General features: G+C 46.3%; 13 protein-coding genes and 1 pseudogene. 7 read left to right on the top strand and 7 right to left on the bottom strand.

Going from position 1 to position 17,878, the window contains the following annotated elements; all coding sequences use genetic code 11:
• Positions 1 to 334: 334 nt before the first annotated feature.
• Complete coding sequence (locus PMG25_RS00700) at positions 335 to 2,065, top strand: MASE1 domain-containing protein (protein ID WP_283764992.1); 1,731 nt, start codon at positions 335 to 337, stop codon at positions 2,063 to 2,065.
• Between the two features lie 83 nt (positions 2,066 to 2,148).
• On the opposite strand, the pseudogene PMG25_RS00695 reads toward PMG25_RS00700, so the two are convergent.
• A pseudogene (locus PMG25_RS00695) lies at positions 2,149 to 2,262 on the bottom strand (hypothetical protein); the annotation flags it as partial.
• Positions 2,263 to 2,418: 156 nt separating this feature from the next.
• Positions 2,419 to 4,044: an ABC transporter ATP-binding protein gene (locus PMG25_RS00690; RefSeq protein WP_283764990.1), complete on the bottom strand. Its 1,626-nt coding sequence runs from the start codon at positions 4,042 to 4,044 to the stop codon at positions 2,419 to 2,421.
• Between the two features lie 217 nt (positions 4,045 to 4,261).
• Between PMG25_RS00690 and PMG25_RS00685 the strand changes: the two genes are divergently transcribed.
• Together PMG25_RS00685 and PMG25_RS00680 are read left to right on the top strand one after the other, a co-directional pair.
• Positions 4,262 to 5,101: a DUF488 domain-containing protein gene (locus tag PMG25_RS00685; protein ID WP_283764989.1), complete on the top strand. Its 840-nt coding sequence runs from the start codon at positions 4,262 to 4,264 to the stop codon at positions 5,099 to 5,101.
• Positions 5,102 to 5,920 carry a hypothetical protein gene (locus PMG25_RS00680; protein WP_488199666.1) on the top strand — a complete coding sequence of 273 codons (819 nt, stop codon included), beginning with the start codon at positions 5,102 to 5,104 and terminating at the stop codon, positions 5,918 to 5,920.
• A 19-nt stretch (positions 5,921 to 5,939) separates the two neighbouring features.
• Here the strand turns inward: PMG25_RS00680 and PMG25_RS00675 are convergent, their stop codons facing one another.
• Together PMG25_RS00675 and phnD are read right to left on the bottom strand one after the other, a co-directional pair.
• Positions 5,940 to 8,309, bottom strand: a complete 2,370-nt coding sequence (locus PMG25_RS00675; protein WP_283764987.1) for a response regulator — start codon at positions 8,307 to 8,309, stop codon at positions 5,940 to 5,942.
• Between the two features lie 70 nt (positions 8,310 to 8,379).
• On the bottom strand, positions 8,380 to 9,279 hold the full coding sequence (gene phnD, locus PMG25_RS00670) for a phosphate/phosphite/phosphonate ABC transporter substrate-binding protein (RefSeq protein ID WP_283764986.1): 900 nt from the start codon (positions 9,277 to 9,279) through the stop codon (positions 8,380 to 8,382).
• Positions 9,280 to 9,512: 233 nt separating this feature from the next.
• Between phnD and PMG25_RS00665 the strand changes: the two genes are divergently transcribed.
• The 3 genes from PMG25_RS00665 to PMG25_RS00655 all read left to right on the top strand — a co-directional run bounded on the left by PMG25_RS00665 (position 9,513) and on the right by PMG25_RS00655 (position 11,182).
• Positions 9,513 to 9,734 (top strand): hypothetical protein, encoded by a 222-nt coding sequence (locus PMG25_RS00665; RefSeq protein WP_283764985.1) that lies wholly within the window; start codon positions 9,513 to 9,515, stop codon positions 9,732 to 9,734.
• A gap of 23 nt (positions 9,735 to 9,757) precedes the next feature.
• The gene (locus PMG25_RS00660; protein ID WP_283764984.1) at positions 9,758 to 10,198 is read left to right on the top strand and encodes a hypothetical protein; all 441 of its coding nucleotides are present in this window, start codon (positions 9,758 to 9,760) and stop codon (positions 10,196 to 10,198) included.
• A gap of 168 nt (positions 10,199 to 10,366) precedes the next feature.
• Positions 10,367 to 11,182 carry an SDR family NAD(P)-dependent oxidoreductase gene (locus PMG25_RS00655; RefSeq protein WP_283764983.1) on the top strand — a complete coding sequence of 272 codons (816 nt, stop codon included), beginning with the start codon at positions 10,367 to 10,369 and terminating at the stop codon, positions 11,180 to 11,182.
• 119 nt (positions 11,183 to 11,301) lie between these two features.
• Here PMG25_RS00655 and PMG25_RS00650 read toward each other — a convergent pair whose 3' ends face one another.
• The 3 genes from PMG25_RS00650 to PMG25_RS00640 form a co-directional block, all read right to left on the bottom strand.
• The gene (locus PMG25_RS00650; protein WP_283764982.1) at positions 11,302 to 12,120 is read right to left on the bottom strand and encodes an SDR family NAD(P)-dependent oxidoreductase; all 819 of its coding nucleotides are present in this window, start codon (positions 12,118 to 12,120) and stop codon (positions 11,302 to 11,304) included.
• A 184-nt stretch (positions 12,121 to 12,304) separates the two neighbouring features.
• Positions 12,305 to 12,940, bottom strand: coding sequence for a class I SAM-dependent methyltransferase (locus tag PMG25_RS00645; protein ID WP_283764981.1), 636 nt, complete (start codon positions 12,938 to 12,940; stop codon positions 12,305 to 12,307).
• Between the two features lie 136 nt (positions 12,941 to 13,076).
• Entirely contained in the window at positions 13,077 to 16,442 is a 3,366-nt protein-coding gene (locus PMG25_RS00640) for a bifunctional diguanylate cyclase/phosphodiesterase (RefSeq protein WP_283764980.1), read from the bottom strand.
• Between the two features lie 229 nt (positions 16,443 to 16,671).
• Between PMG25_RS00640 and PMG25_RS00635 the strand changes: the two genes are divergently transcribed.
• Entirely contained in the window at positions 16,672 to 17,772 is a 1,101-nt protein-coding gene (locus PMG25_RS00635; protein WP_283764979.1) for an isocitrate/isopropylmalate family dehydrogenase, read from the top strand.
• The last annotated feature ends 106 nt before the right edge of the window (positions 17,773 to 17,878 follow it).

Genomic DNA, 17,878 nt, shown 5'->3' with positions numbered 1-17,878 from the left:
TTCATTCTGCTTCGCTCCATTCGCAATGACTCACATCAATAATACTGTACTCTGTTATAGCGTTTCGTACTGTATACACCCATTCCCCCACTACAGTGTGAAGCGCTGTAACAATTCAGGGGAGATGGGGTAAACTGGGAAGCATGAAAAAGAAGATACTCAATATAGAGGAGTATATAAGGGTAAACTCTTGCTTTTACTCTTTGGATAGTTACACAACAATTTAGTGATGCTTAGGTTTCAATTTCCAACATTCAATATTTTACCTCGACAGAAATTTGAGGCATGGTGTGCTGGGGTATGCGAGGGCAGAATGCTTCTATGGAATGGGCTAATGATTGTCATCTTGCACATTATCGGCACGTTTGCCTTTCAGTTTGCCAGTTTCAATGATGTAACTCCTGTTTGGCCCCTCTCAGGCATTTCTTTAGCAGCATTACTCTTGAGTCAATTTCGCATTTTACCCGGAATGCTGATCGGCTATTGGTGGCTAGACAGTAACCTCTATGAAAGCTGGTCTTTAGGGCTTCCCATCGGCACAGGAGAAACGATAGAGGCGTTAATTGCTGCGATTTTGATTTTATGGTGGAGTGGCGATCACAAAATTCTCAATTCGGTTAAAGCCACTTTGTTTTTTACGATCGCAGTCAGTTTTGCCCCCATTTTTAACGCCACTTGGGGAACCTCTATTCTCTATTTTCAAGAAGTAATTTCTACAGTAGACTATGCTGGAGTTTGGCGAACCTGGTGGACGGCAGATACTGTCGGATTTTTGGTCTTTGCCCCCTTTATACTCACCTGGGAACGAGGATTTCGCGGTCTCAAAACCAACCCACAACAGTTAAGGGAACTCATGCTGCTGATTGCATTTATCGCCTTTATCTCTTGGGAAACCTTCGTGCTAAGTTATTCCGTAGAATATATGTTTTTGCTGCCTATGGTTTGGGCAGCCTTTCGCTTTGGAAAGCGAGGTGCTACCTTATTGGTTGTGGTGTTATCGTTAATTTCTATCTTAACGACTGCCCAAGGAATTGGGGCATTTGCGAAAGAAACAGATCTAGACTCTATGCTGTTGTTGCAATCTTTTGTGGGTGTAGTGAGTCTCACTATTCTGATTTTGTCCTCAACCATTAGCGAACAAAAGGCCGCAGAGCAGCAACTCCGGCGGTACAATGAAGTCTTAGAAAGTCAAGTTCAAGAAAGGACGGCTGAATTATCCCAAACCTTAAAAGATTTACAAAGTATGCAAACTCAACTGGTGCAAACTGAAAAAATGTCCAGTTTAGGACAATTGGTGGCGGGAGTTGCCCATGAAATCAATAATCCTGTGAATTTCATTCATGGTAATTTAACTCATACTGAAAACTACACCCATAGCTTATTCAAGATTATTAGTCTTTATCAGCAATATTATCCTCAACCTCAAAACGAAATTGAAGAACTCATTGAAGACAGCGACCTCGATTTTATTCAAGAGGACTTCCCTAAACTCCTCCAATCGATGAAAGTAGGAGCCAATCGTATTCGTGAAATTGTTATATCTCTGCGTAATTTTTCCCGTCTCGATGAATCAGACTGTAAAGAAGTGGATATTCATGAAGGTTTAGAGAGTACCTTGATGATTTTAGAAAATCGCTTTAAGCGCAGTGTGGATCAATCGGAAATTCAACTCATCAAAAACTATGGTGAAATTCCTTTAGTGGACTGTTACCCAGGGCGGCTTAATCAGGTATTTATGAACCTGCTTACCAATGCGATGGATGCTTTAGATGAGTCTTCAGACCCAGACCGGATTGATACCATTCACCTAACTACAGAGTTAAAGGACTCTAATACGGTCAGAATTCGCATTGCCGATAATGGCCCAGGAATCCCAGAGAAAGTACAATCTAAACTCTTCGATCCCTTTTTTACCACGAAACCCGTTGGTCAAGGTACAGGTTTAGGTCTGACAATTAGTTATCAAATTATCACCGAAACTCATCAAGGAGCTTTATATTGCGATTCTACCCTGAATGAAGGTACAGAGTTTATTATTGAGCTGCCTGTGAAAAAAGTACATTGAAGACGAAAATGAAAATCCCCTGCTGTTTCAGTAGGGGATTTAGGGGGATTAAAATTTATCGCTTAGGAGCGAATACTGCTATATTATGTGCCCACGGCTTCTTTGGCAGCGTACATGACTTCAATGGTAATCTCATCCAAACCGCGATCGCGGGAAAATTTCTCCGTATTCCGTTTCACCTTACCGCGCACAAAGCCAGACTATTTTTTTAACTGATTTCGCTTTTTACTTCAAATATCCCTACTCCTTATAGCACGAGCGAGTCAGAGAAGATAAATCTAGAGATGAATCAGTTGTCAGCATTTTCGCAGAGTTAGAAAAAAATGCCAACAAGCATCAGTGTTTTTTGGGTCTTAGGAAGATTTGGCGAGTAAGGGAGCAGCAGCGAGGAGGGTTTGGGTATAAGGATCTTGGGGATGGGTGAAGATTTGGTGGGTGGTGTTGAGTTCGACGATTTTACCTTGATTCATGACGGCGATGCGATCGCATAAAAATCGCGCGACCCACAGGTCATGGGTGATGAACAGATAGGTTAAGTCAAACTCCCGTTTTAGGTCTAGCATCAGTTGCAGCACTTGCGCTTGCACGCTGGCATCCAGCATACTCACGGGTTCATCGCAGATGATTAGTTTGGGACGGGTAATCAGAGCGCGGGCGATCGCCACCCGTTGCTGTTGTCCCCCAGAGAGTTCCCCCGGATAGCGAGCAGTGTAGGTTTCGGTGGGGGTTAAGCCCACTTTTTCTAGCATCTCTGAGACCCTTAGCTTCGCCGTCTTCGGGGTTTCGAGACCATGAATGAGGAGGGGGTCGGCAATGCTCTCACCCACGGTCATGAGGGGATTGAGACAGGCGTGGGGGTCTTGGAAAACCATTTGCATCTGTTGACGCAGTTGGCGCAATGCTCTGGAGTTAATGGAGGTAATGCCATTGCCGAGGAATTCGACTTTGCCAGAGGTGGGTTTAATCAGGTGTAAAATCGTGCGCGATAGGGTACTTTTGCCACAGCCCGATTCTCCCACCAATCCTAAAATTTCTCCGGGATAGAGTTCAAAGGTTACCCCATCCACGGCTTTAATTGCGGTTGAGGTTCGGCTAAAGAGTTGTTGGATTAAATTACTTTCTAGGCTGTAATGTTTGTTGAGATCGGTAACTTGAAGTAAGGGTTGTTTTTCTGGGGGAGTGGTTACCGCTTTGGTTTCGATCGCGTGAATATGCAACGCTGCTTCCAGCAAGGATTGGGTATACTCCTGTTGGGGATGGAAGAGAACTTGCTGGCTTTGATTGCGCTCAATGAGTTTGCCTTGATACATGACGGCAATTTCGGAGCAATATTCCCCCACCAAAGCCAAGTCATGGGAGATGAGCAATAACCCCATTTCTCGCTCCGCACATAACCGGGTTAATTCCTGTAAAATTTGGGCGGAGACGGTGACATCTAAGCTGGTGGTGGGTTCATCGGCGATAATGAGCTTGGGGTTTAATAATAGCGCTAAGGCGATCGCCACCCGTTGACGCATTCCCCCGCTAAACTCGTGGGGATACTGAGACCATCGGGACGCGGGAATACTGACCGTTTCTAAAACGGCGATCGCCTGCTCTTTGGCTTCGCGATAGGATATGGACTGGTGAGACTGTAGGGTTTCCACACAATGATCGCCAATAGTCATCAGAGGATCGAGACGAGTCATCGGATCTTGGAAAATGAGCGCCACTTCTTCACCCCGAAACCGTTGTAGTTCTTCTGGGGTTAACTCTAGGACGGATTTTCCCTGTACCCGAATATCTCCCTGTATCTGGGACTGGGAGGGCAACAGACGCATAATGGCCCGTCCCAGGGTCGATTTCCCACAGCCGGACTCCCCCACGAGACCCAGGCGATCGCCCGCTCTGAGGGTCAAGGAGACATCTCTAGCGGCCCATTCTGAATTGGGAGTGTAGGCGATCGACAACTGGTCAAGCTGCAACAGAGGTGGAGTCATAGGAAAGGACATATAGGGAAATTGAATATCCTTGACTTTATACCATTTGTGATTTTACAGCAGGGCGACCCAAAGATCGATCTCGTCGTTTCTAGCCCTTGCGCGGTTGGCAGAAATTGCAGCAACAATCCCTGTAATACCAGAATTAAATGTTATAATTACAAAGAAAAGATATGACATAAATTTTATGCTTTATCGTCAAAGAATCCTCCTAACCATGATACAAAAAACAGGGGGCAATATTTCTTCATTACAACTGATGAAATGGTCATTTTTGCTGCATCAAGAAACTCCATCTGGTGGGGGGTCAACATTTTATGGCTTTATCCCTTATCGATACGGCCCTTATTCATTTACACTAAATCGTGAAATCGATGTCTTAGTCCGCAATGGTTTCTTAAATCAACAAGATTCCGATTGCTGGCAACTTACCCCCGTAGGGAAACAGCATAAAGTCCATTTACCCAAGCAAATTCATGAAGATATTTCTACCGTCATCAAGGAATATGAAAAGTTATCCATGTCTGAGTTAATAGATACAGTTTACGATCGTTATCCCTGGTTTACAGTCAACAGTTCTCTAGAGATCGAGTCCAAACCCAAACGACCGATTGCACCCCTGGCAATTTATACGGCAGGATATGAAAAGAAAACCGTTGATGATTTTCTCAATCTCCTGATGCAATCAGGAATTCGGAGGCTGATTGATGTTCGCTATAATCCGATTGCACGCCGCTATGGTTTTCATAAAAGTACATTGAAAAAGTTGTGCCATTCTGTTGATATTGACTATCAACATCTTCCCGGATTAGGAATTCCTGGAGCGGCTCGCAAAAACTTAAGTTCAACAAATCATTATCAATCTCTCTTTCAAGACTATCATGCCAGTCTATGTAATTGTACAGATGACATTGAGACAGTCATATCTCTCTTAACCTCTGAACCTAGTGTTTTAGTTTGTATGGAAGCCAATCCAGAATGTTGCCATCGCAACGTTCTAGCTCAGTATCTAGCGGGTATAATTAACTTACCCATTGAGCATCTTCGGTATTCCTAAATGAGCGATCGCCCCACAAAAACCAAAGTTTTGATTACAGTCATGACCTATCCTCATCCATCACGCAGTTATCAAGAATTAATTTGCACTGCTGGTATTACAGAGAATTATGAATGGGTGAGGCTCTATCCTATTGATTATCGGTATAGAGGTAGAGATCAACAATTTCGCAAATACCAGTGGATAGAAGTCGATCTTTTAGCTCATGGTGATAGAAACGATCGCCGTAAAGAAAGCCGAAAGCCTATTTTAGAGACTCTACGGATACTGGGAGAGCCTCTGTCAACCCAGAAGGGTTGGCAAGAGCGACGGGACATAATCGATCAAATGCCAATCTACACCATAAAACAACTGAAAGAATTACATGAATCCGATCGGACTTCTTTAGGAATTGTCCGTCCAACCCAAGTTCTTGATTTAAAGATTGAACCGGATGAATCTGAATGGAAACCTGAATGGCAACAACTATTTAATCAACTGAAACTATTTGGCCCAGCTCAAAAGCCTTTGCGTAAAATACCCTATAAATTTAGCTATGTATTTAAATGTGAAGATAGCGATAAACCCCATAAGGCAAGTATTACCGATTGGGAGTTAGGTGTTCTTTGGCTCAAGGAAGTGGAGCGATTAGGGGATGAGGAGCAAGCTGCTTTAAGTGTGCGAAATAAATTCTTGAAGGAAATTTGTAGCGACCAGAAAGATACACTATTTTTTATGGGAACAGTGTTTCCTTATAATACTTGGATTGTTTTGGGTGTTTTTTGGCCTCCCAAAACAATTAAGAAACAACCCGAATTTATTCAAGGGAGCCTATTTTAGCACTAAACTGTTAGAAATATCAAACTTTTGGGTTTGCATTTTGTACTGTAGCATCAATCATTTTAATAATACCTTGATCGTCAAACTCTTCAAGTTTTTCCATGACTTGTTGACAAAACCAATGATAAGTTCCATTGTAGTTTTTAAGAGATTGCACTACAATTTCAATCCCTTCAATATCTCCAATTTTTGCCGCTTCCATGATTTTTTCTAATGTCTCTAGGGGCGGAAGCTCTTGATTTTTAGGACAATCTCCTGATTCAACTGTAGGGGGATCTGGGTCTAAGGAGCGAGTTACCCAGTCTAAATGGAGATACTTTTTCAACAGAGTAAACAATTGCTGAAAATCAATTGGCTTAGTCAAAAAATCATCACATCCTGCTTCAATACTGGCGACTTGATCTTGGGTTAGCACACTAGCACTCGAAGCAATAATAGTGAGATCTTCAAACTCAGGTTGAGCGCGAAGTCTACGGGTCATTTCAAAGCCATCTAAAACCGGCATGACTAAATCGGTAATAATCAGATCGGGATGAAAGGTTTGGGCTAGAGCTAATCCCCTTTCTCCATTAGAGGCTTCGCGACAGTCAAAATCTAGAGAGCGTAAAACTTCTCGTAACATCTGTCGATTAACTTCTTTATCATCAACAATCAAGATTTTGCGTCGGGGGCCGAGATAACCTATAATTTCGTTTTGTTCCTCATGCAGAACGGTTCCCCAAGATTCGGCTGTGGGGAGTTCTAGGTCAAACCAAAACTGACTGCCTTCACCTAAAACGCTGGTGACTTGAATTTCACTGGCCATTAAACCGATAATTTGCTGACTAATGGCTAAACCGAGTCCAGTTCCTTGGGCTTGTTGACTTTTTGCGCCCACTTGTTCAAAGGGTAAGAAGATTTTTTGCAGTTGATCTAAACTCATGCCTACTCCGGTATCTTGAATAGTAAATCTTAACCAGAGGTGATTTTCGGAGGTTGTTGGCAAATCTTCTAGGGGTTCAACTTTTAAGATGACGCGCCCTTGATGGGTAAATTTAATGGAATTTCCTAAGAGATTTAAGAGAACTTGGCGCAGCCGTTTATCATCGGCAATGACAGCTTTAGGTAAGCCGGGGTGTTGGGTATATTCAAATTGAATTTCTTTTTTGTCTGCTCGAACTCTGGACATTTCGGCAATGCCGGAAAGAAAGGCGGGAAAATGAAATTCTTGGGGAATGAGGTCGAGTTTGCGGGCTTCGATTTTGGCTAAATCGAGGATGTCGTTGATCAGGTTGAGTAAGTGGGTTCCACATTGGTCGATAATTTTCACGCCGTGACGTTGGCTATTGAGGTCTTCGGTACGTTCCATGATTTGGGTATAGCCAAGAATGCCGTTGAGGGGGGTTCGCAGTTCGTGGCTCATGTTGGCAAGAAATTCACTTTTGGCTTGGTTGGCTTCATCAGCACTGAGGCGGGCTTTTTCGAGTTCTTGGGTGTAGGTGCTGATGCGCTCTACGAGTTGGTTAAAGGCTTGGGAAACGGTGGCAACTTCATCTTGGGTGGTGACGGGGCAACGGAGGTTAAAGTTGGAGTCTTGGGTAATTTGGGTGGCGACTTGTTCGAGGGACTGGAGGGGGCGGGCGATCGCCGAACTGGTGAGGAAAACCAGTACACTAGACAGGAGTAGGGAACTGGCGATACTGGCAACAATGATCCAGCGACGCAACTCTTCGGCTTGGATGCGTTCGACTTCCGCTCTGTGATACTGGTTATCAATCACTTCTTCGATCCATACCAGGGTTTCCAGTAAGCGGTCAAATTCGATCGCGATTTGCGTGGCTTCTTGGGAGGTGAGGGTATCGATAATCGTTTGTCGTGCGGGTTCAATTTGGTTAGCCGTGAGACTCGGAGGGTCAATTTTTCCCCAGAGTTTAAGGATCAGAGTTTTATAGTCTTGGGTAACTTGACGATATCTAGCGAGGGTATTTTGTAGTTTGGGCAGATCGACATCGGAGGCGTAAGCGTAGTTTTGTAAAAACTGCTCGAAGGCTTGGGTGGCTTCTTCCACCCGGTCGATATCGGCGAGGAATTTATCCGCTTCATAGCTAAACCAAATGGTATCTCCGAGGATACCAATGAGTCTCTGAGGATGTAAGCGGATAGCGAAGACGGCGTTTTCTTGATCTTTTAAGAGCAGTTGTTGGCGGGAGGCGATCGCCAATTCTTGATCGGCTCTATGCTGATAATATTCGCCAATAAATAATCCGGCTAAGGTTCCGAAAATGGCGACCCCCAAGGAAACTCCATACCCGATCGCAATTTTTTGACTAATACTCAGATGATTGATCGGTTCGATCGCTCGATCCCTAAAGGATGAGTGAGTCCACCACTGCTGAATTTTATTGATCATAACCCAATGTAGGGAGTCCTCAATACCATGATACTCAAGAGCCTTCCGGGATAGAAAATGACCCATCTCCTTAGAGGAAATTCCCTTCTCCGATCGCCCGATACACATTGCGGATCATATCGTAATCTGCATCGTCTACAGAAATTATAGTTGATTCTTTATACTTGCTATTCGCGGATGTGGAAGCTAAGGCACGAATGATCGCCTCTTGATCCACCAGCAGGCGATCGCGTAGACTTTCTATCTCCTGGGGTTTGGTACGACTATTAACAATGAACACATCACTCGGCAGAGCTGGCCCTTTGGCTAACAGCCGAAACTCATCAGCAGAAACCCCTTCTGCTTCTAAAAACTCTTCATAATCAATAATTGGCCCGGCCCAAGCGTCCACTTCTCCATTTTTCAGCGCCGCCAAAGACCCTTCTCGACCCAACATTTTCACCTGATAATCGGTTTTCGGATCGAGTCCAGCGCTCATAAATATCTCCGTGGGCCCTAAATGGCCGCTGGTGGAGCCAACTTTAACCATGGCAATGGTTTTACCTTTCAGATCTGGGATCGATTGTACTGGAGATTCTGGAGGCAGGGCGATCGCCGCATGATAATTGGGTCGGGTAATGGCAATGACGGGAATGGCATTAGTGCGAGCGCGAATTAACACATATTCCGAAGGGCCGACAACGGATAAATCTACGTTTCCCGCTTGCAACGCTGAAGCCACTTGAGTATAACTCTGGACGGGATAAAACTCTACCGATCGCCCCAAACTTTCCTCTAGGGCCACTCGAAAGGGTTCATAGTCTCTTTTAAGGTCTTCGAGTCCTTGAACGTCACTGATGGCTAATTTTAGAGGCGCTCCAGAACGATTTGCAGCAGGGGTGTTATTAGATGAACTTGGTGCTGAGGTCTGGTTGGCAGCACAACTGGCCAACAGTCCTAGGGAGAAGGCGAGGAAATACCGTCTTTTCATAGTCTTCAACCCAGTTATACTCTACGGCAGAAAAAAACAAACATAGATGGGCCCAGTATAGGGGATAGCTTTGGGGGTTGAGGTTATGGTTTGGATAAGAACACAGTTGAGTGAAAGAGCGTACATTAAGCGATCGCCCTTCAACTTGAGTCATCTTGAATCATCAACGCGATCAGACTGCACCCCTTGAGTTATGATCGTTTTTCGACATCACCCAATCAAGCTTATTATCTATGACTTTACCTAAATCTGAAAACCGAGACCTCTTAGAGCGCCTAATTTTTGACGATCAGATCCCCGAAGATTGGGCCAGAGATGTGTGGGATATGAGTCCCACCTTGGGTGAGACAGCCGCTAAGTTAGTCGATGGGTTCGCGGCTGTGATTGAATGTTGCTCAGAAGAAAAATTAGATAATTTAGTGCGATCGCTCTATCGCAATCAACTAGAGCAATAATCATAATCACCCTAGTCTAAACTATGTCACCCCAACAACTCGGATTACTGATCGGCGGACTCCTGCCGGCCCTATTGTACGGTCTCGCTGGCATATTCGCTAAAGTCAGCACCACTGCGGGAATGCCCGTCGGCGCTCATTTGATCTGCATTGGCGTAATGGTTAGCTTCGTAGGAGCGATCATGCAGCAAGTTCTACCCGCTCCCCTCCCCTCAACCGGGGCAATGATTTCCTCCTCCATGCTCGGCCTACTCTGGGGCTTAGGAACCGGCTTTGTGGCTCTGGGTTTACTCAAATATCAGGCCCCCTTGTCTAAACTGGTTCCCCTCTACAACATGAATACCTTAATTACGGTATTGTTAGCCTTAATCATCTTTCTAGAATGGAAAACCGTCGATCCTCTAAAACTCTCTGTAGGCGCAATTTTAGTCATTGTCGGCGGTCTGCTGGTTTCTAGAGCCTAAGCGTTGAGTAATACAGCGCTTCGCGCTAGGCAAAAGGCAAGAGGCAAAAGGCAAAAGTCTTGTGGCAAAAGGTTTTGAGCCTTCAACCCTGTCTTCCATAACAGAGCAAAGTGTTGTAAGTAATGAGTAACAAGTAATAAGTAATTAGCCCTCTCCCCATCCCCAAACATGACTGAACTGAAAAACGCGACTGTATTACTCACCGGTGCATCTGGAGGGTTTGGCCAGGAGTTTATCCAACAACTGGTTAAAGCAGGAAGCCGATTAATTCTAACGGATATTGATCAAAAGGCGATCGCCAAAATCCTGGATACCCTAGAAACCCCCTTAACCGATCAGATCGTAGCCACCTTAGAAGCCGATCTTACCTCTAGCGCCGGGTGCGAGCATCTCTATCAACAAGTTAAAGCCCTCGATCAGCCCATTGATATTCTGATTAATAATGCCGGTATTGCCCTATTTGGTCGCATCGATGAAGTGCCGACGGAAAAATGGGAACAACTGATGGAGCTTAATTTACTCACTCCCATTCGGTTAACCACCCGATTTTTACCCGCAATGATTGAGCGGCAAAAGGGGCATATTGTCAATATTTCCTCGGTTGCGGGTTGGTCAGCTCCTGGCGGTTTAACCCATTATGCCACCAGTAAATTTGGCTTGCGGGGTTTTAGTGAAGGTCTCCGAGATGAACTAAAAGCCTACAATATCAAAGTTACAGCAGTGTATCCCTATTTTAGCCGTACTCCGATTCTGCGATCGCCGCGCTATGGCACTCTAGCAGAAACCATTCCCGGTTTTCCCGAAAGTCAAGCCACCCAACCCGCCATGGTGATTGCCAATGTGCTGCAAGGTATACTCAACAATCAAGCCCAAGTTTTTCCCGATCCGACAGCTAAAGCCATTCATTTAATTAAACGCTATTCGCCACCCCTATTAGACTGGCTCAGTCAGCAATTAACGCGGAAAATTGCCAAAAAAGTGTAGGGGCACATGCCCCTACAAGAGATTCAGTCTAGCAGGGTGGGCAGGAAGATAAGCCAAATCCTTCAAATCCTACAAGCATAGCCTGCCCACCTTACTGCTATATTTTGATTGATTACCGATTAAGCAGCTCGATCGCTCTCAGAAGGCGATCGCAACGGTAAGACGTTCCGATCTGGGGCTGCTAGGGCAACCACCTTCTGGATCACTTGCGGGAAAAAACGCCCCATGAGAGAAGCCACTTTTCCTTGCCATCCGACCACAATTTCATCATCTCGATCGCGTAAACCAGCGACTAAGGATTTGGCCACCATTTCGGCGCTATCGGTAGCTACCCAACGGAATTTTTCCGTATTCCGCACCATGTCGGTGTCGGTGAGCGATGGCAGCAGGGCGACAACGCGCACGCCTTTGGGGGCAAGTTCTTGGCGGAGGGCTTGGGTAAAGCCAACAAGAGCAAATTTGGTGGCGGAGTATGTGGCGTAGGTGGGAGCGGCAACTTTACCCATGAGACTTGATACGTTGACAATTGTCCCCTGGGAACGGGAAACCATGCGTTTAGCAATTAACCGCGTAATGCGGAAGGTTCCCAAGAGATTGACATTAATTTCTTCTTCGATTTTACGGGGGTTGGTGGCTAGAAAGTCCCCTTGATGGGCAACTCCAGCGTTATTGATCAGTAGGTCAATGGGGCCATAGTCTCGCCAAGCTTTGGCGATCGCCCCATCTAAGGTCGGAGTATTCGTCAAATCAACCGCTAGGGGCACAGATTCAACTTCAGGATAGTGCTGTTGGAGTGTTTCAACCATTTGTTGCAAGCGCTGAGGATCGCGGGCAACCAGGAGTAAACGTTTCACTCCTTGGGCAGCAAGTTCTAGAGCGATCGCTCGCCCAATGCCTCGTGATGCTCCAGTTATGAGTACAACTTGTCCTTGGATCATGGATGGAACCTCCTTCATCGGACAGGGTTGACAACGGCCACAGGATGACGACGCTATCTATAGTATTGTTGCAATGGGGTTGACAAATCGAGTGTGAAATGCATCTCATAATAATGTGACCGCGATCACAGCCTCGACTACAGCGCTTACGGACTAAGGAATAGAGAAATCTTGATGACTTCAATTATTCTTGATCGGGTTTATAAGCTTGCAGCACTTGCAGACTTCCCCCTCCATAGAGGGTCGGGGGTTCCACCTGAAACCCTATATCCTGTAAGGTTTGTCTTAAGTCAGTTTGTAATAACTGCCAGGCAGTTTCCGTTTCAAACAGGAACAGGAACAGATATAATCCGGGGATAAAGATGGGGTTGGTAGGAGGATGAAAATCGGCGATCGCCAAAACTCCCCCCGGTTTCAACACCCGATACACTTCCCGCAAAATATCCTTCAGTTGCTCTGGGGACATTTCATGCAACGCAGCGCTCGTATGCACCAGATCGAAACTCTCATTTTCCAAAGGTATATTTTCCGCAAACCCTTCCACAAATTTCGCTTCAGGAACATTTTGTTGCGCTCTTTTGAGCGAAAGAGGAGACGCATCCAACCCCGTCACCCGATCCGAATATGTCACTAAAACTTGCGTCGCTTGACCGCTTCCACAACAGAGATCTAAAATTTCCGTATCTGAATGTATCGTCAAATCCTTTAGAGCCAGGCGACGAAACCGGTATTCTCCCCCCACCGCCAGGGCAGACACCCGCGAAATCGAATCATATAACCACTGATATTGATAACTTAAATCTCTTAAAAACGTTGCCATAATTCTAGCGCTTCCCGTTGGTAATCCGTAATGGGTAAACTATTTTTAACCTTCAATCAGGATACAGCAGTTTTTGCACATACAGCGCTTTGCGCTGTATCGGTGGACAGTAGGACAAGATCCCCCCTTGCCCCCCTTAAAAGGTGCGCCCGGTTGCTAAAAGATCGGTAGCAGCCGTTGGAGTTAGGGGTCGCGAGAACAAATAACCCTGGCCCAATTCGCAGCCTAGTGCTTTTAGCCAGGCTAACTGTTCTTCCATTTCAATACCTTCGGCGATCGCCCCTAACTGTAACTGATCGCTCAGACTGACCACCGCTTGCACAATCTTGTAGTTTTTCTCACCCGGCTGCATTTTGCCCACAAAAGATTGGTCAATTTTTAGATAGTCGGCAGGCAAGTTATACAAATAGCTCAGGGACGAATACCCAGTTCCAAAATCATCAATACTGATGCGAATCCCCAAATTTCTTAATTGTTTCAGCAGGTTGATAGTCGTTTCGATATTTTCAATCAGCAGGCTCTCGGTAATTTCTAAAGTTAAGGAAGTCGCTGGTAACTGAGCTTGAGTCAGGGTTTGTCGAATCGTTTCCACTAGATTCGGTTGCCGTAAGTCTTGCCCCGACAGATTAATACTAATTCTGAGATTCTCCAAGTTTGGGAATTGGCGCTGCCATCTAGCAACTTGCTCGCAAGCTGACTGCAATACCCACTGGCTAATCGACACAATCAGCCCCGTTTCTTCAGCAATGGGAATAAAGTGAGTCGGAGAAATAAAACCTTGCATCGGGTGCTGCCAACGGATGAGGGATTCAAATCCAGTTAGCTGTCGTGTCTTGAGATCGACAATGGGTTGGTAGTAGGTCATGAATTCCTGTCGAGCGATCGCAACCCGCAGATCATGCTCCAGAGTCATGCGTTTGACCGCCTGAACGTGCATTTCAACGTCAAAGATTTCGTATCGATTGCGACCTTTAGCTTTAGCTCGATAGAGGGCAATATCAGCATCCCGGAGCAGATCGGAGGCTTCGGTGTAAGTATTTGTGCCCCAGACAATGCCGATGCTAGTGGTGATAAAGACAGTATGGCCATCGATCGCCGTTGCTTGATTAAACTCAGCTAACAGGCGTTCAGCGACGTGGACAATGGCGGGGAGGTCGGGAATCTGTTCTATGAGAATGACAAATTCATCCCCACCCAAACGAGCCGCTAAATCTGTGGGTCGAATGATCCTTTGCAACTTTTGGGCGACTATCAGTAATAATTGATCTCCAACCAAATGCCCCAGGCTGTCATTAATGACCTTAAATTGATCCAGGTCGAGAAACAACACAGCAAAATGATAGGTGGGCGATCGCTGTGCCCTTTGAATCGATAATTCCAATCGATTGGTGAGCAGGGTACGATTGGGTAAATCGGTGAGTTTATCGTGGAGAACGCTGTAAATCAGTTGTTCTTCTGCCTGTTTGCGATCGCTGATATCTAAATTCACCCCAATCATTCGTAGGGCTTGCCCTTGGGCATCTCGCTGGACAATAGCATGGGCCTCAATGTAGCGAACCGTTCCATCAGGCCAAAGCACTCGAAATTCAGAATTAAAGTCTTTCTCCCCATTCAGAGTTTCTTGCAAGGCAGTTCTAGATGCCACCAAATCGTCCGGATGAACGCCTGCTTCCCACGCTTGATAGGCTTGACTAAAGTCTCCAGGGCTGATGCCGTAGAGTTCATACATCCGGTCATCCCAAATTAGGCGATCGCTGACCAGATCCCACTCCCAGATCCCCATCTGTGCCGAGCGAGTCGCTAACTCTAATCGGTTCGTTAAATCCTGAAGTTGGATCTGGGCTGCTTTGCGATCGCTCACATCCAGAATGAGTGTATGCCAAAGCACCGAACCATCTGGGTTTTGGGTCGGCTGACCAATTCCCTCTAGCCACTTGCGGCGACCTGATGGGGTCGTAATACGCCATTCGTAATTCCACGTCTCAAGTCTTTGAGCCGACTTCATCACCGCAGCTTGCATAGCGGGAAAATCCTCTGGATCGACCATATCCCAAAGAATCTTAGCGTTTTTCTCCACCACATCCGCTTCAATTTCCCAGAGCTGATAACAACCCGGACTCATGTACAGCACAGTATCCGTGCCGTCGGGATGCAAAATGTAGCGAAATATTGCGCCTGGCACATTGGCTGCCATGTTTTTAAAGTTTGCCTCACTCTCTTGTAACACAGCAAAGGAGGCTTGGAGCTGTTGGGTCATCTGCTCGAAAGAGCGACTTAACTGACTGAGTTCACGGGTGCGGTTGGTGACCATTTCTCCTGACACAGAGTTGGACGGTAAGGAATTCTCAGCAATGTCCTTCGCCACCTGGTTAAGTCGCAGCAAAGGTTCTGTAATCCAGCGAGCCGTCATAATGCTAGACCCGGTTGCCAGGACTAGGGCCCCTAGAGACAGCCAAAGGGTATTACGGGTATTAGCATCAATTTGGGCCATAAAGTCCGATTCTGGTACGACGATGACAATCAGCCAGTCCAAGCCAAGATCGTCAGAAAAGGGTGTAATCCGAACAATTTCCCGTTGTCCATTGGTGATAAATTCGGTACGTTTGCCTTGTTGAATCTGATGGAGAGGGCCGAATTGCTCAATCAGATGTTCTGCCGCTTGCCGAACTCGTAAATTGCTGCTCTCGACAGCCTTCAGTCGCTTTGGCGTTTTACTCCTTCCAGTTGCGTCTATGTGTGCAAGGGGTTCGCCGGTTGAGGAAGCAACTAAATCCCCTGTATTATCCAGGATAAAAATTTCTCCCGATCGCCCGATCTTGAGCTGTTCTAAAAAATGGCTGATTTGCCAGAGTGAGAGAGTGGCATTGGTGACCCCAATCAGTTGGTTAGTCTGGGTATCATAAATGGGACTGACCGCACTCAGAATATTGAAGGGCGGATTGTAGTTCGGGTAAATATCCGTCCAGGTTAATTGTTTAGCTCGAACCCCATCCCGATACCAGGGCCGACTTTTGAGATCAAAGTCATCGGCGCTGATCAATTTTCCGCGATCGCCTTGTCCAGAAACGACATAAGTATGCAGTTGGGTTTGGCCGGGGTCAATGGCTCGAATCACCCATTGCCCATCTTCTGTCACCCCTACCCCGACGACTTCTCCTGTCTCATAGCCAACAGCAGTAATAAATAACCCCGGATGATGGTGCATCTGATGCCAGAGATATCGAGTTAATCGCTCTTTGTCAGTAATATCAACTAGGTTTAACTGGGCATTCGCAAGGGTGTCTAAAACAACATTTTGAGGAATTTGGGTATATTCGTTAATATGCTGCACTGTTCGGGCTGCAATCTCATTCCAAAGATCGTCAGCAACGTTATCAACTGCCTTTTGTCCATTGCGAATCGAAAGCCACGCCGTTAGCCCCACTGCTGCTGTAATCTGTATCACAAAAGGAACAATCAGGATGATTCTTAATGGGGTGTTGACTAGCAAACGATGGTGCATTTTGCTCTTTCCTTGGCAGTTACTCGGCCCCTCTGTAGGGTTGTTGTCGGATTTTCACGACACAAGCTGATGGGGAGACTCACTCTATCTATCGTAAGCTATATTCTGGTGCGATCGCCTCAGCAACGCCCAGAAGCAGGTGTAGATTAGTATTTGTGTTTACAGTGTCGGCGATCGCCGATCAAGGACAATATATAGAAGCAAACCCCTTCAAGGATTGACATTTGTTATGCCAACTCAAAACCCCACACCAGCGATCGTCGTTATGCATGGCGATCAGACCGGAGAGGAACTTCTAGCCGAGGCTTTACGGGTCTTGCAACCGGGGGTCATTGGCCAAACCCTGGAATTTATTGATTATGACTTGAGTTTGGAAAACCGTCGAGCCACTGAAAATCAGGTGGTTTGGGATGCTGCCAAGGTTGCCAGTAAAACGGGGCTGGCCTTGAAAGCTGCCACCATCACCCCAGAAAAATCGGGTGATGTGGGAAGTCCCAATGCCATCTTGCGAGAAGCCTTGGGAGCCTCAGTAATTTTACGAACGGGGCGACGCATTCCCCAAATTTTACCCGTAGGCGGAGTTTATGCGCCCATTACCATTGTTCGCATGGCTGTTGATGATGCCTATGGTGCGAAGGAATGGCGCGAAACCACCGAAAGCGGCGATGAAATTGCCTGGCGCACGTCCAAGATTAGCCGTTCTATCTGCCGAACGGTGGCCGAGTTTACGTTTACCCATGCCAAGCGGACAGGGGCTAAAGTGTTTGGCGGGCCGAAATTTACGGTCAGTGCCACCTATGAGGGCATGTTTAAGGAAGAACTCGATGCGGCCAGCGATCGCCATCCGGAGGTCACCTATCAACCCCTGCTCATTGATGCCACCTTTGCCCTGTTGCTGCAAAATAGCGGCGAAGCCTTAGTTATCCCCGCTCTCAACCGGGATGGGGACTTGCTCTCGGATATGGTGTTACAAATGTATGGCAGTATTGCCGGTTCCGAGAGTTTAGTCATGGGCTTTGATGCCGATACGTTGCAGGTGAAAACGGTGATGGCAGAAGCGCCCCATGGCACAGCTCCCGCTCTCTATGGCAAAAATATTGCTAATCCCATGGCCATGATATTAGCTGGTGCTGCCCTGCTTACCTATGTGAAAACTCCGGCCGGCGATCGGGCTTCGCGCTCGATTTATGAGTCAGTCTTTGAAGCCATTTATGAAGGGAAAGCCACTCCCGATCTGGGGGGACAAATGATGACTTCTGAGTTTACTGATGAGGTAATCCGCAAGGTGAAAACAAAGCTGGAGGTCTGGTCTACCTTAGAGTCCACCTGATCTCAATTAACAATTAACAATTAACAATTAACAATTAACAATGGGTCTGGGTAGGTGGGCAGGGTCTGCTTGTAGCATTTGTAAGGATATCGCCGCTCTTCCTGCC

The sequence above is a fragment of the Roseofilum capinflatum BLCC-M114 genome (assembly GCF_030068505.1).
GTDB classification, from domain to species: Bacteria; Cyanobacteriota; Cyanobacteriia; order Cyanobacteriales; family Desertifilaceae; genus Roseofilum; species Roseofilum capinflatum.
This window is presented reverse-complemented; position numbering and strand designations above follow the sequence as displayed.

Excerpts from the sequence above, each read along its gene's own strand:
- PMG25_RS00675 (WP_283764987.1), bottom strand. The coding sequence starts at position 8,309 with ATGATCAATAAAATTCAGCAGTGGTGGACTCACTCATCCTTTAGGGAT.
- PMG25_RS00690 (WP_283764990.1), bottom strand. The coding sequence starts at position 4,044 with ATGACTCCACCTCTGTTGCAGCTTGACCAGTTGTCGATCGCCTACACT.
- PMG25_RS00650 (WP_283764982.1), bottom strand. The coding sequence starts at position 12,120 with ATGATCCAAGGACAAGTTGTACTCATAACTGGAGCATCACGAGGCATT.
- PMG25_RS00640 (WP_283764980.1), bottom strand. The coding sequence starts at position 16,442 with ATGCACCATCGTTTGCTAGTCAACACCCCATTAAGAATCATCCTGATT.
- PMG25_RS00685 (WP_283764989.1), top strand. The coding sequence starts at position 4,262 with ATGATACAAAAAACAGGGGGCAATATTTCTTCATTACAACTGATGAAA.
- PMG25_RS00655 (WP_283764983.1), top strand. The coding sequence starts at position 10,367 with ATGACTGAACTGAAAAACGCGACTGTATTACTCACCGGTGCATCTGGA.
- PMG25_RS00680 (WP_488199666.1), top strand. The coding sequence starts at position 5,102 with ATGAGCGATCGCCCCACAAAAACCAAAGTTTTGATTACAGTCATGACC.
- PMG25_RS00660 (WP_283764984.1), top strand. The coding sequence starts at position 9,758 with ATGTCACCCCAACAACTCGGATTACTGATCGGCGGACTCCTGCCGGCC.
- PMG25_RS00665 (WP_283764985.1), top strand. The coding sequence starts at position 9,513 with ATGACTTTACCTAAATCTGAAAACCGAGACCTCTTAGAGCGCCTAATT.
- phnD (WP_283764986.1), bottom strand. The coding sequence starts at position 9,279 with ATGAAAAGACGGTATTTCCTCGCCTTCTCCCTAGGACTGTTGGCCAGT.
- PMG25_RS00635 (WP_283764979.1), top strand. The coding sequence starts at position 16,672 with ATGCCAACTCAAAACCCCACACCAGCGATCGTCGTTATGCATGGCGAT.
- PMG25_RS00645 (WP_283764981.1), bottom strand. The coding sequence starts at position 12,940 with ATGGCAACGTTTTTAAGAGATTTAAGTTATCAATATCAGTGGTTATAT.
- PMG25_RS00700 (WP_283764992.1), top strand. The coding sequence starts at position 335 with ATGATTGTCATCTTGCACATTATCGGCACGTTTGCCTTTCAGTTTGCC.